The sequence below is a fragment of the Aquibacillus halophilus genome (assembly GCF_009649745.1).
GTDB classification, from domain to species: domain Bacteria; phylum Bacillota; class Bacilli; order Bacillales; family Amphibacillaceae; genus Aquibacillus; species Aquibacillus halophilus.
In genome coordinates this window covers 50,813-62,816 of sequence record NZ_WJNG01000009.1, presented here as the reverse complement: position 1 = coordinate 62,816, position 12,004 = coordinate 50,813, and the positions used below count along the sequence as shown (strand labels likewise).

Genomic DNA, 12,004 nt, shown 5'->3' with positions numbered 1-12,004 from the left:
CTCTACGCTTTTACTAAATGGTAGATTACTGATACTAGTACTATTTCAATCTATTAATTATGATTCTTCGATACATACCTTTAAACAACGCTGGTTGATTATCTTGAACTTGCAAACTTTTCGCATGACGCTGAAGTAGTTTTTCAAAGCTTAGTCCAATATCAGTTCCTAAAAAGGCAATAATAGGTCGAGCAGTCTTTTTCAAAAAGGATATTTTTTTACCTTTTGGAACAAACTTATCAAAAATAATTAATTGTCCTCCAATTTTCAAAACACGAATCATTTCATCAAATCCCCTTTCTGCCTTAGGAACAACCGAAAGAATTAAACTAGCGACTACATAATCATAGCTTTCATCGTTAAATGTCATATTTTGTGCATCCATCTCAAAAAAATCAATTGGATAATTTTTAAATTTTTCCTTTGCTTTTTTTAACATATCAGGTGAGAAGTCAATTGCGGTTATAGTTATCCTTGAACAATTTACTTGCTCCAAATCGACTCCTGTTCCAACACCTACAAATAGAACCTTACTATTTTCTTTAAATATAACCTCTTTAAACATTTCCTCTCGAGCTTTAAGAAATTTTCCTGAATTAAAAATCTTATCATAAACTGGTGACCAAATTTTATAGATAATTTTGTTCCATGAGTTATTCATATAGTCGTACCCACTTTTATCATAATGAAATTCAATTTAATTATACTATAACTTTCTGTTAGTTAATTTAATTAAATAAATAAAAAACTACTGGATAAGATAACATTGTGCATTTAGGAAGGTGGCACTTTACATGAACATAATTAGGAGGATTAAAATGGGAATCTTAAGTGGAAATCCAAAGGATGAACCAATGCACTACGGTGAAGTATTTGCTGCATGGTCATTTTTAATGGCATCTCAAGACGGAATAGCAGGTTACCAAACAAAACTCAATCATGCCGGTGATGAGGATTTACAAAAACTACTTCAAGAAGCAATTCAACAATGCCAACAAGAAAGTAAACAAATAGAAGAATTATTAAAAGAGAATGGTGTAGGCTTACCGCCAGCGCCACCTGAACGTCCGAATGCTTGTGTAGAAGACATTCCAACAGGAGCCCGCTTCCAAGACCGAGAAACAGGAGCTGGACTATCAGCAGTAACTGCAGCAGGATTGGTTGCTTGTAGTCAAATTATTGGTCAGTCGATCCGAGAGGATATTGCCATGATGTTTGGACAATTCCACACACAAAAGGCAACTCTAGGCGCAAAAGCTTTACGCCTTAACAAAGAAAAAGGATGGTTAATTCCCCCTCCATTACATCATACCAATGCAAAGGATTGTTAGATCTATTTTTGAACTAGATTTTCTATAAAAATAACGAAAAAGACGCATGTGATTTTCAAAATGAAAATCACATGCGTCTATAATACCTTAGCTACCCATTTTTCTACGGGTATTGCTAGGTTTTTTCGTTTGTTGACTTTTCATTCTTTGACTAGAGCCCATTCCATTCATAGCTTGCTTACCATTTCCCTGAGCTTGTTTTTTTCGCTCTAGCTGTTGTTTTACTAATTCCTGCGTACTTAGTTTCTTACTTTCTTCTGGCTGTATAGGTTGGTCATTGTTATTTTCTACATTAGACATAGCTTGTCTCCTCATTATTAACTCATACGTTCAAAATATATTATAATACATTACGTGAACAATTACACCTTCATTTTTTTAAGATTGTTTTCAACACTATTTTCTCCCACCATTTCCAAGGAATTAAAGCCTTCATAAGGATGGTAGCTTTTAATCCTTTTCCGATTGGATACCGAAGTTTCTTAAGTTCTTTCATACTAGCAATTTTGCTAATAAGATTGGCCACAAGTACAGGATCTCCATGATTTTTCTTTCCTGATTCCAGTGCCGAAGTTATTGCTGTCATATAGTCATAGTATGGAGATTGTTTATCTGCTGACCGCTCAGAGATTTCCATTCCTGACGACCAAATATTTGTTTGAAACGAACCAGGCTCAACAAGGGCAACTTGAATACCGAATGGTTTTAGTTCTAACCGCAAACTTTCTGTATATCCCTCCAGAGCATATTTTGATGAAACATACGCAGACAAACCTGGGAAAGCTGTTCTGCCACTTACACTACTAACATTTATTATTGTACCCATTCCTCGCTCATGCATTTTAGGTAAAATTGCTTGTGTAACTGCGATAACCCCAAATAAATTAGTTTCAAATTGCCTACGGTAATCATCTATTTCCACATGTTCAGCAAAACCACCAATTGCAAAGCCTGCATTATTGACTAGAACATCAACACGTTCTAATCCTTTAACATACTCAGAGAACTTGCCTATCGAAACTTTATCGGTGACATCTAATTGACGAGGCTGAATTCGGTCAAATACATCCTGCTTCTTAATCAGTTTGTTGAATATTTCTGCTTTTTTCAAATTACGCATCGTTGCAATCACATGAAAACCTTGCTCAGCTAGTTTGATTGTAGTTAATAATCCAAAACCACTTGATGATCCCGTTATAATTGCAATTCGATCCAAGCTATCCCCCCCTATTCTTGTCACTTATGAAAGACATTCTTGTCCTGACCTAGAAATAACCCAATCATGTTGAATATTTTAAAATCCGGTGTACTAAATGAATCCATTATACCATTCTTCCTTTATTTCCTCTTTGGTTCATTTATTGCTGATAAAAACAATTAACAATTTTTTTAACTTACTTGTGATAAACTAAACTTATGGTTTATTGTATTCACATCGGGTAGTATCGTAACAACAACGATTGATAAGGGGTGTCGAAAATGGGTAGAAACGGAAAAATGTTAGATAAAGATATAGATAGTACCTATTTAAAAGAAAAAATTAAAGTGAAATGGTATCAACCAGAAGCTTTTACTCCTCTAAAAAGTTATCATATTTGTATCATGCAGGATGGCAATGATTACTTTCAGATGGGAAAGGTAGCAACCTTAAGTGATCAACTACACGAGGAAGGAGTCATCGAGGATACTATATTTGTCGGAATTCATTACAATGACAAGTATGATCGACAAGATAAATATCATCCAGATGGGGCAAAGCAAGCTGATTATATGAGTTTCCTCGTTCATGAAGTAATTCCAATGTTAGATGAAGTTATCCCAACCCATCAAGTTGGTGGAAGCAGAACATTGATGGGTGATTCCCTTGCTGGGACGCTTGCATTAATGACAGCATTGAAGTACCCACATACGTTTGGAAAAGTGATCATGCAATCCCCATATGTCGATGACACTTTGATACAGGTAATAAAAGATACTAAGACGATTGATACCATTGATATTTACCATACAATAGGTAACAAAGAAACAAAGGTACAAACTACCTCTGGGAGTATTGAGGATTTTCTTACTCCGAATCGAGAGCTACATAACCTGTTAAAAGCCTATGGTTCTAGCTACGTATATCATGAGTTAGATGGCATTCATACGTGGAAATACTGGCAACAGGATCTAAAACGGGCAATGATTACTATGTTTGGTTACTAATCAATAAATGGAAAAATTTCTTTTTCAAATTACGTTATTTAGCGTTTTTTTGATATAATAAAATACAAACAATTGAATTAGCAGTGCGTTTGACTAATTCTCAACTACGCCAAACAACTATTAATGAATAGGAGGAGTAAACATGAAATATGGTATTGTTATTTTCCCTTCAAAAGAAATTCAAGATGAAGCAAATTCCTATCGAATGCGCTATGACCCACATTATGCTTTGATTACACCTCATATCACAATAAAAGAATCGTTTGAGGCTGACAAAGATGAGATTCAAACAATTATACAAGAACTAAAAAGCGTCGCGCAAAAATCAAAACCGTTCCAAATAAGAATTCAAAAAGTAAGTTCGTTTTTTCCGGTCACCAACACCATTTATTTAAAAGTGGAACCTGCTCAAGAATTAATTGACTTAAATGAAAGACTACACACTAAAAATCTGCCGAACAATCAAACATATTCATTTGTACCTCATATAACCATAGCACAAAAGCTATCAGACGATGAGTTTGCTGACGTTTTTGGCAGTCTAAAGATACAGGAATTTAACTTTGAAGAGGAAATAGATCGTTTTCAACTAATGTATCAACTAGAAAATGGTACTTGGACAGTATATCAAACTTTTACATTTGACAAGGAGTAATGCAGGATTATGGAAGTGAAAATTGCTAAAACGGACGAACAACAACAGGATGCCTATCGAGTAAGACATACAGTTTTCGTCCTTGAACAAAATGTACCACCAGAAATAGAGATTGATGAGCTTGAAAACGATTCAACTCATTTTATTGGGTATGATGGCAATCAACCAATCGCCGCTGGCCGACTTCGCTATGTTGAAGATTATGGAAAATTGGAGCGAGTCTGTGTTTTGAAGGATTTTCGTGGACTACAATTTGGTAAGCAAATGATTGCTGAAATGGAAAATGTTATTCGATCAAAAGGGTTACCAAAAGCTAAGTTGAATGCACAAACACATGCCGAAGATTTTTACAAATCCATTGGATATCAGACCATTTCTGAACAGTTCATGGATGCAGGTATTCCACATGTGACAATGATAAAAGAAGTTTAAAAACTAGGGACTGTCCACTATTGGACGGTCCTTTTTTTTAGTTTATAACCCTACTTCCATTAGTATGAATAAAAAAAATCTGGTAAAGATAATTAAGGAACTTTAAAAAGGGTAGGGGTTAGTATGATTGGTTCAATTTTTGTTGATACACTTTTTGGATTCATAGCTTTATTTGTAATTGTTAAGGTTGTTGGAAAAACTCAAATTTCTCAACTGACTGCGTTTGATTTCATTGCAGCACTTATTTTTGGGGAGCTAGTTGGAAACGGTATTTATGATGATAAAGTAGGATTTAAAGAAATAGCATTTGCCGTCTTCCTTTGGGGACTATTATTGTTTATTACAGAACAATTAACGCAAAGATTTAAAAAAACACGTGCCCTACTAGAGGGGCAGCCAGCAATCATTATACATAAAGGTCAACTAAGTAGAGAGGCAATGAAAAAGAACAAATTGGACATTAACCAGTTACTACATTTACTACGGAATAAAGGTGCCTTTTCAGTGAGAGAAGTTGATTACGCTATACTAGAAACCGATGGGTCCATTTCTGTTTTAAAGAAAACACTTGATCAATCTCCTAAGAGAAAAGATTTAAATCTAATGGCTGAAGACGTCATGCTTCCGATGATACTTGTTAATGACGGAGAACTCATTTGGGACAACTTGAGAGAAGCAAACCTTGATGAGAATTGGCTTGAAGCAGAGTTGAAGATGCAAAACATAACTTCATATAAAGATGTTCTTTATGCCGAATATAAAAAAGGAGAAGCTTTGTTTGTGCAAAAATACTAAGCTTCTCTTTTTTCTAGCATGCTTTGAACACCCAACGGGCTCGTTCAATTGTGTTTTTGACCATGTTGCGTTTTATTAATGCTAATAAATAACTCGTAATAGCTGTTCGGAACAATAAAAATTGAGATAGCTGAGGAGGATTCACCTGATAATGAGCACACATATCAGCTACTATTGTCTCATGAGTAATGCCTTCAGGTTTCGAAGAAATCTTATCATGCAACCAATCAATTAGCTCTTCATGGTATTCAATGTTATCGTCGACTGTTTGATGGAAACCTTCTTGGTACACTCCATGTCCAGGAATAGCGCCTTTACAGGGGATTTCTTTTAGTCTCTTTAAACTCAGAATTGCTTGATCGGCATCAGTCAAAAACGGTATTTTGTGTTTTTTCAATTGTTCCTCACTAAAATAGGCATCACCTGCATACAGTATGTCATTTATTCGAATTGCCAGTTGGTAATAGCTATGGCCTGGCAATAAATAGGTATCAAACAGAAAGTTATCAATTTTGTGCAATCCTTCTTTTACCACCTTATCTATTTGTATTGGGTTACCTTCTAAAAATTTATTTCGTAATTCGGGTAATGGATCATTCCCACCAAACAAATAGAGAGGCTCAAGGATTGGATACCGCATAATTGCTTCTTCTAAATAAGGAGCTATTGTAAATACACGATGTTGTTCCTGTAAATATTGAGCCCCGCCAAAATGATCGGAATGCGCATGGCTAATAAACAAATGTGTAACGGGTAGATTTTTGGCCAGTAGATGCTTCAATATCTTCTTCATAGTTGACTTATCAATGCCCGCATCAATTAGCATTCCTAATTCTCCATGATGTACATATCCAATATTGACTGGACCCCGAAAAGCATAACAAGATTCCTTTAACTGTTGAAATTCCATGATTATTCTTCTCCTTATTTTAGCTTACCTATATCTTTTCGTTAAAGTACCTTCCTAATCCTGTTAAATCCGCGTAAATTTTATCTGTAGCTGATTTGTGAATATTGCTGGGAACATACAAGTTCCTTCCACTGCTTTGCTGTTCTTGTTGCTTCATGCTATTGTACATCATACTTAGTTGAGTTTTATGCAATCTTTCAATTGGGAATGGATCCTGTTCTTGTTTAACCGAGCGTGTATGATACTGCTCATATTGATAGGTTGAGACTGGAAGTATGTAACCCATAAACCACCCCTCCTAATTTTACTTAATGGTTACCTATACCCCTTTTCAATTAAGACTAAGCGCTCGCACTATTTGTCTACTAGTTTATCAAATTCAATCATGGTTTTTTCTAATTCTTTGATACTATTAACAAATCCTTTATCCCACCGCTTCATTTCTTGTTCAAAGTGCCTCATCTTTTTTTCTGGACGTTGAAACCATTTTTCGTTTTTTCCTAGATGCTTCTCAATATCTCCTAAATGTTTCATCATTGATTGATTAGTTGCCTTTCTATTATTCATGTTAATATCACCCCTTTATTTCTTAAATTCAATACAATTATTATTCCTTTCCAACAGAAAGAAAAACGAGACAACCCTGGGAGCTGCCTCGTATCATTTCAAAAGTTGACTATTGTTTATTTATGTCCTTTATGATGATCATCAGAAGATGATTCAATATCTTCTATTTTTTCTTTATGATCAACGGATTCTTCAAATACTGGTTCTCTTCTAGGTCCGAAGAATGGATCGAAAGGACGTGGACGTGGCTGTGGTGCAGGTTGCTCAATCCGCACATTCTCTGCTTTTATTACTAGGTCTTTCACGTAAATCACTTTTCTCTTTTTTTCAGACATAAAGATTTTCACTCCCTTATTATGAGAACTTCATCGCTATATTCTATGTAAATGTCCTATGAAAGTTATGGACATCCGCCCGTTTTTCTGTTAATTTACATGATATTTATCTCAATTTTGCTCAAGAATGGTATCTGCCCACACAATGATTGCAGTAAAACATACTCTAGTAGAGACTAATAAGTCAACAAATACTGAAAGGGGTTAGATACAATGGCATGTGGAACTAAGAACGATTCAGGAAACTGTGTAGCAGATATCCTAAGAGAGATAGCCGATGCACAAACAGATATCATTGAAAATGGTTGTGTAACTAGCTGTGAACAATCAATCGCTGATTTACTAGGAGATACTTCACCTACAGCTAACAATTTAGACACTGTACCAGTACTACTTTACTGCAAAGGTAACTGTGAACCATTCAAGGGATTTGGTATTCCGGTCGATGACCTTGGAAACGCACAAGCAAGCTATTACTTCCGTGTTAAGTCTGTAGATGAAGACAACTGTGCAGTAGTAGAATTACTACGTGAAGAAAATGATGAAGCTAATCCAGACTCTCCAGTCGACCAAGATACTAGTGATTTAATGGTAACTGGGATCTGTATAACTGTAGATCTAGATTGTTTCTGTCACGTAACTTGTTTACCAGCAATTAGTGCTCTAGCTAACAGATAATTCATCTTAATCAAAAAGGTCTGCCTATCTTATGGGCAGACCTTTTTTGATTAATTAATTTGTTATTAAAAACTAATTAATCTTATATTACTAATTTGATTTATATCAACCTTTTTATTTCTAGGCCTTTTTACTGTTTCCATGTACACGAAGCCATCTCGATAATCAGTGATTACACCCCGATGGCGTTCTTCTTCAGTAACCACTTCACACCTCATCCTAGGTACCTGAGATGGTAGTCCAACGAAATAATTCACCTTTTCTTCATTACTCATATCCGCAAATTTTTTACGTTTGACTCTTGGTCCAGCCAATACATCCTGATTTTCCGATTCGATAACGTCCTCTAATTCATCATTTTTCTTTTCAGATTCATCATAGTGAGTACCATCAACTAGTTCCTCAATAATATCTTCTTGACTTCCATACACAATATCTTTTTCTTCTTTCTGTACTGGTTTTGATTTAGGTATTCTCTTTTTTATTTTGTTTGGTCTTTCTGTTAAATCCGGAATCACTTCGTTTTTTGTTTTTTTCTTTTTAGGTGTTCTATAATTTGATTGCATGGAAGCTTTTGGTCTTTTCAATTCGGGTTGTTGAATATAGAGCATTGGATTCTCGGCATCCGTTTTCCTTTTTTTCATAAATTGCATTCTCCCCTTTACTCAAAACTCTTCAAAACATTATATGTAACAGAATATGAATTGTGCCCATTGTTTCAATGTTTTCGAAGCCAAAAAATTCAGTTAATTTCTTATTTTTATTTCAAAATTTTAGTTTAAAACATAAGCTATCTTATCAACAATAAGCATGGTGGGGGAGATTTAATGATTTCAAAAGCAACAAGTAAAGAAATGAGCTTTATTTACTCTAAGATTGCTGAATCAGCTAGTGAAGGAGCTGCGATATTCAATTCGATAAGTATTGATAAGGCATATCAAATAGTTTTACCTGTATTAAACAACGGTGGCTATTATGTTGTTTATCGTAATCCAGAAAACTACATTCTTGGATGGATATTAATTGGAGAAAACTTTGATCTGTTGGAGGAGCAATGGCATGGTTTTATTTACGAGCTTTACGTTCTTCCCGAATATCGAAAAAGGGGTATCGGAAAGTTGTTATTACAACATAGTATTAAAAATTTAAAGCAACAAGGCTATCGTGAGGTTCGTCTAAACGTATATTCTGCAAATACGGCAAAACAAATATACGAAGGTCTAGGCTTTAAATATTTACAATCGGTCATGCAAATTAAAACAAAGGATATTGATTGAGAGGGAGAAAAAAACGCATAAAACGATTAATCGTTTTATGCGTCTTTCTGATTATTAAGACAAGCCTAAAATATTATACCCAGAATCTACATGGATAATTTCTCCTGTTACCCCACGAGATAAATCACTTAGTAGGTAGTAAGCTGTGTCTCCAACCTCTTCCTGGGAAACCGTACGACGAAGAGGTGCCTTTTCTTCAATTTGTTTAAGGACTGAATTAAAATCCCCAATACCTTTTGCAGAAAGAGTACGAATCGGTCCAGCTGAAATGGCATTTACTCGGATAGCGTGCTTGCCTAAGTCGTTAGCCAAGTATCTCATACTAGCATCTAAACTTGCCTTCGCAACACCCATCACATTATAGTTTTGCACAACCCGCTCACCACCAAGGTAAGTCAAGGTAACAATACCCCCGCCTTCTGTCATTAAAGGCTGTGCGGCTCTGGATACAGCAACAAGCGAGAATGCGCTTATGTTGTGGGCTAATAAATAACCATCACGACTTGTATCTTTAAACTCACCTTGCAGATCCTCTTTTTGTGCAAATGCTATACAATGAGCTAAACCATGAATTGTTCCTACATCTTGTTTTATTTGATCAAAAGTTGCTTGTACACCTTCATCACTTGTTACATCACATTCATAAAACAATGCATCCTGTCCATCCAATGTGCTAACTAAATCTTTTACTGGTTTTTCGAAACGTTCGGTTGCATAGGTGAAGATAAGACGTGCTCCCGCTTCATGTAATGAACGAGCTATTCCCCAAGCAATACTACGTTTATTTGCAACGCCCATAATCACATATGTACGACCTTCCAATGAAAAATTCATTTTTTCATCCTCCTAAGGTAAAAAGTTTATACTTGTTATTAGTACCTGATACTATTTTAGCCGATAAGTTAAATAAACTCAATTATTTAAAAAAATAATCCTGCAAATGAGCAGGATTATTATCTTATTAACTATATTCAAGTATAATTTGTAGTTCTTCCACGTACTCATGTGAACCAGTCACAATCAAGCGATCGTCTAGTTTTAATTCTGTATCGCCATGAGGAACAATTGAATCTTTACCTCTGAAAATCCTTACCATAATTACATCACCAGTAAATGGAAATTCTCGTAACATAATTCCGTCATAGCTCGCATTGTTCATATTAATTTCATATAATGCACTTTCTTGTTTCGTCAAAATGTCGACAACACTTGGCGCTTCTATTAGTGCTTTAAGTAGAGTTTTCGTTGAAAGTAGAACTGAGAAAACCTCTATTCCTTTTTCCTTCAATTCCAGATCAAGCTTTGGCGACTCTATTCGGGCTATTACTCGTTCGACACCTATTTGCTTGGCATAGGTTGCGATTTCAGCATTTTGAGACTCATCACCAGTAGATACTACAATTAAATCTACATCAAATACTCCAATTTCTACCATTTTCTCTAGATTGTAATCATTCAATTGGGTAATATCAAATACAGATCGAGTGATTTTCTCATCTATTTTATCCAACTTAGTATGGTAAAGATGTGACTCAAAAGACGAAGAGTCCAATTCACGGACAACTGGTAATGTCGCTTGATTCGAGCCTACAAACGAAACAATTTGCTTATGTCCCTCTTCCACTTGCTTTACATATAGCTTCTTAAAGAATGGTGGAGTTATTAAACAAGTTAAAACAGCAACTAAAATTAATGCACCTTCCATCTGGCTGTTGATTACGCCGATTCGTTCTCCAATCGTCGCAGCAGCAATAACCAGAGAGAGTGTAGACGTTAGAATCATCCCAGAAGCGATGACTGTTTTCCAGTCGTACCATTTTTTAAGTATTACAACTGGAACGAGTTTAGATAGTAATAGGGCAACAAATAATAAAGGAATAAGCGCTATTACCTTCGGATCGTCAAATAACGACCAGAGATCGATTTCCACCCCAACCATTACAAAGAAGATCGGGATTAAGAAACCATAACCAAAGCTATCCATCTTTTGAACAAGTTCTTGATTAGGTGATAGTAAGGATACTAATGCACCTGCTAAAAATGCTCCTAAGATGTTTTCGGCACCAACAGTTTCAGACAAAGCAACCAAGAAAATGATTAAAGTAAATACCGCTCGTGTGCCAATTTGAATCGTACCTTTAGACATTGTTTCAATAAACGTTTGATTTCTGTAGTACTTTCCAACGAAATAAAGTAATATCCCTGCACCAAACAAAATAAGTAGGAGCCACATGTTGCCTGATCCATCTCCATAAAATGAAACAAACACAGCTAGGAGAATCATCGTTGCAAGGTCAGCGATTACTGCAATTAATAATATTGTTTGCCCAATAGCAGTTTTCATTGCATGTGCTTCTTTAAGAGTTGGCACCACGACACCAAGAGAAATCGTTGAAATGATTAATGTCATCAAAAATACATTATCGATGAAGCCTACAAAAACAAAGAAATATGATAAAGCTAATGACAGTATAAAAATTCCTATAAAAACTACCGAGGCCAGTATTACCGGATTAGGAATTCCATTGCTTTTTGGTTTCCTATTTTTCTTTTTATTGGCAAATATAGAAAAGTCTATTTCAAGACCACTTAAAAACATTAAAAATATGAAGCCCAAGGTTGACAGTGTTTCCAACCAGTTACTTTCATCGACCAGGTTAAACCCGCTTTGTCCGATGATAAGACCGACAATAATTTCAGCTACTACAACTGGAATCATCTTTAGCCTAAAACGGTGCATCAATATTGGTGTAATAAAAGCTGCTAGTATAACTATTACTAGTGAGCTGACAGATTCTGCGTGCTCCATCATGTACCTC

The 12,004-nt window shown here is 35.4% G+C and carries 17 protein-coding genes; 7 read left to right on the top strand and 10 right to left on the bottom strand.

Annotated elements, in window-relative coordinates:
- Positions 1 to 40: 40 nt before the first annotated feature.
- The gene (locus GH741_RS12085) at positions 41 to 661 is read right to left on the bottom strand and encodes a class I SAM-dependent methyltransferase (protein ID WP_153737048.1); all 621 of its coding nucleotides are present in this window, start codon (positions 659 to 661) and stop codon (positions 41 to 43) included.
- A gap of 157 nt (positions 662 to 818) precedes the next feature.
- On the opposite strand from GH741_RS12085, the gene GH741_RS12080 reads away from it, so the two are divergent.
- Entirely contained in the window at positions 819 to 1,331 is a 513-nt protein-coding gene (locus GH741_RS12080; protein ID WP_153737047.1) for a DUF3231 family protein, read from the top strand.
- An 87-nt stretch (positions 1,332 to 1,418) separates the two neighbouring features.
- Here the strand turns inward: GH741_RS12080 and GH741_RS12075 are convergent, their stop codons facing one another.
- The gene (locus GH741_RS12075; RefSeq protein WP_153737046.1) at positions 1,419 to 1,631 is read right to left on the bottom strand and encodes a hypothetical protein; all 213 of its coding nucleotides are present in this window, start codon (positions 1,629 to 1,631) and stop codon (positions 1,419 to 1,421) included.
- Between the two features lie 70 nt (positions 1,632 to 1,701).
- Positions 1,702 to 2,547: an SDR family oxidoreductase gene (locus tag GH741_RS12070; RefSeq protein WP_153737045.1), complete on the bottom strand. Its 846-nt coding sequence runs from the start codon at positions 2,545 to 2,547 to the stop codon at positions 1,702 to 1,704.
- Between the two features lie 263 nt (positions 2,548 to 2,810).
- On the opposite strand from GH741_RS12070, the gene GH741_RS12065 reads away from it, so the two are divergent.
- From GH741_RS12065 to GH741_RS12050, 4 genes are all read left to right on the top strand, one after another.
- The gene (locus GH741_RS12065; RefSeq protein ID WP_153737044.1) at positions 2,811 to 3,536 is read left to right on the top strand and encodes an alpha/beta hydrolase; all 726 of its coding nucleotides are present in this window, start codon (positions 2,811 to 2,813) and stop codon (positions 3,534 to 3,536) included.
- 142 nt (positions 3,537 to 3,678) lie between these two features.
- On the top strand, positions 3,679 to 4,191 hold the full coding sequence (locus GH741_RS12060) for a YjcG family protein (protein WP_153737043.1): 513 nt from the start codon (positions 3,679 to 3,681) through the stop codon (positions 4,189 to 4,191).
- Between the two features lie 9 nt (positions 4,192 to 4,200).
- Positions 4,201 to 4,623 carry a GNAT family N-acetyltransferase gene (locus tag GH741_RS12055; protein WP_153737042.1) on the top strand — a complete coding sequence of 141 codons (423 nt, stop codon included), beginning with the start codon at positions 4,201 to 4,203 and terminating at the stop codon, positions 4,621 to 4,623.
- Between the two features lie 123 nt (positions 4,624 to 4,746).
- Positions 4,747 to 5,418, top strand: coding sequence for a YetF domain-containing protein (locus GH741_RS12050; RefSeq protein ID WP_153737041.1), 672 nt, complete (start codon positions 4,747 to 4,749; stop codon positions 5,416 to 5,418).
- 13 nt (positions 5,419 to 5,431) lie between these two features.
- On the opposite strand, the gene GH741_RS12045 is transcribed toward GH741_RS12050, so the two are convergent.
- The 4 genes from GH741_RS12045 to GH741_RS12030 all read right to left on the bottom strand — a co-directional run bounded on the left by GH741_RS12045 (position 5,432) and on the right by GH741_RS12030 (position 7,230).
- Positions 5,432 to 6,328, bottom strand: coding sequence for an MBL fold metallo-hydrolase (locus GH741_RS12045; protein WP_153737040.1), 897 nt, complete (start codon positions 6,326 to 6,328; stop codon positions 5,432 to 5,434).
- Positions 6,329 to 6,356: 28 nt separating this feature from the next.
- A complete protein-coding gene (locus GH741_RS12040; RefSeq protein ID WP_153737039.1) occupies positions 6,357 to 6,614 on the bottom strand; it encodes a hypothetical protein in 258 nt (85 codons plus the stop codon).
- Between the two features lie 68 nt (positions 6,615 to 6,682).
- Positions 6,683 to 6,895, bottom strand: coding sequence for a hypothetical protein (locus GH741_RS12035; RefSeq protein WP_240795485.1), 213 nt, complete (start codon positions 6,893 to 6,895; stop codon positions 6,683 to 6,685).
- 116 nt (positions 6,896 to 7,011) lie between these two features.
- Complete coding sequence (locus GH741_RS12030; RefSeq protein ID WP_153737038.1) at positions 7,012 to 7,230, bottom strand: hypothetical protein; 219 nt, start codon at positions 7,228 to 7,230, stop codon at positions 7,012 to 7,014.
- Between the two features lie 213 nt (positions 7,231 to 7,443).
- Between GH741_RS12030 and GH741_RS12025 the strand changes: the two genes are divergently transcribed.
- Positions 7,444 to 7,908, top strand: a complete 465-nt coding sequence (locus GH741_RS12025) for a CotY/CotZ family spore coat protein (RefSeq protein WP_153737037.1) — start codon at positions 7,444 to 7,446, stop codon at positions 7,906 to 7,908.
- Between the two features lie 65 nt (positions 7,909 to 7,973).
- Here GH741_RS12025 and GH741_RS12020 read toward each other — a convergent pair whose 3' ends face one another.
- Positions 7,974 to 8,552, bottom strand: coding sequence for a CotO family spore coat protein (locus GH741_RS12020; RefSeq protein ID WP_170287623.1), 579 nt, complete (start codon positions 8,550 to 8,552; stop codon positions 7,974 to 7,976).
- Between the two features lie 183 nt (positions 8,553 to 8,735).
- On the opposite strand from GH741_RS12020, the gene GH741_RS12015 reads away from it, so the two are divergent.
- Positions 8,736 to 9,185, top strand: coding sequence for a GNAT family N-acetyltransferase (locus GH741_RS12015; RefSeq protein WP_153737035.1), 450 nt, complete (start codon positions 8,736 to 8,738; stop codon positions 9,183 to 9,185).
- Positions 9,186 to 9,239: 54 nt separating this feature from the next.
- On the opposite strand, the gene fabI is transcribed toward GH741_RS12015, so the two are convergent.
- Positions 9,240 to 10,019, bottom strand: a complete 780-nt coding sequence (gene fabI, locus GH741_RS12010) for an enoyl-ACP reductase FabI (protein WP_153737034.1) — start codon at positions 10,017 to 10,019, stop codon at positions 9,240 to 9,242.
- A 127-nt stretch (positions 10,020 to 10,146) separates the two neighbouring features.
- Entirely contained in the window at positions 10,147 to 11,994 is a 1,848-nt protein-coding gene (locus GH741_RS12005; RefSeq protein WP_153737033.1) for a monovalent cation:proton antiporter family protein, read from the bottom strand.
- Positions 11,995 to 12,004: the final 10 nt, after the last annotated feature.

Coding starts and splice junctions, on each gene's coding strand:
- GH741_RS12065 (WP_153737044.1), top strand. CDS start 2,811: ATGGGTAGAAACGGAAAAATGTTAGATAAAGATATAGATAGTACCTAT.
- GH741_RS12060 (WP_153737043.1), top strand. CDS start 3,679: ATGAAATATGGTATTGTTATTTTCCCTTCAAAAGAAATTCAAGATGAA.
- GH741_RS12025 (WP_153737037.1), top strand. CDS start 7,444: ATGGCATGTGGAACTAAGAACGATTCAGGAAACTGTGTAGCAGATATC.
- GH741_RS12055 (WP_153737042.1), top strand. CDS start 4,201: ATGGAAGTGAAAATTGCTAAAACGGACGAACAACAACAGGATGCCTAT.
- GH741_RS12085 (WP_153737048.1), bottom strand. CDS start 661: ATGAATAACTCATGGAACAAAATTATCTATAAAATTTGGTCACCAGTT.
- GH741_RS12030 (WP_153737038.1), bottom strand. CDS start 7,230: ATGTCTGAAAAAAAGAGAAAAGTGATTTACGTGAAAGACCTAGTAATA.
- GH741_RS12005 (WP_153737033.1), bottom strand. CDS start 11,994: ATGGAGCACGCAGAATCTGTCAGCTCACTAGTAATAGTTATACTAGCA.
- GH741_RS12075 (WP_153737046.1), bottom strand. CDS start 1,631: ATGTCTAATGTAGAAAATAACAATGACCAACCTATACAGCCAGAAGAA.
- GH741_RS12020 (WP_170287623.1), bottom strand. CDS start 8,552: ATGAAAAAAAGGAAAACGGATGCCGAGAATCCAATGCTCTATATTCAA.
- GH741_RS12050 (WP_153737041.1), top strand. CDS start 4,747: ATGATTGGTTCAATTTTTGTTGATACACTTTTTGGATTCATAGCTTTA.
- fabI (WP_153737034.1), bottom strand. CDS start 10,019: ATGAATTTTTCATTGGAAGGTCGTACATATGTGATTATGGGCGTTGCA.
- GH741_RS12035 (WP_240795485.1), bottom strand. CDS start 6,895: ATGAATAATAGAAAGGCAACTAATCAATCAATGATGAAACATTTAGGA.
- GH741_RS12045 (WP_153737040.1), bottom strand. CDS start 6,328: ATGGAATTTCAACAGTTAAAGGAATCTTGTTATGCTTTTCGGGGTCCA.
- GH741_RS12080 (WP_153737047.1), top strand. CDS start 819: ATGGGAATCTTAAGTGGAAATCCAAAGGATGAACCAATGCACTACGGT.
- GH741_RS12015 (WP_153737035.1), top strand. CDS start 8,736: ATGATTTCAAAAGCAACAAGTAAAGAAATGAGCTTTATTTACTCTAAG.
- GH741_RS12040 (WP_153737039.1), bottom strand. CDS start 6,614: ATGGGTTACATACTTCCAGTCTCAACCTATCAATATGAGCAGTATCAT.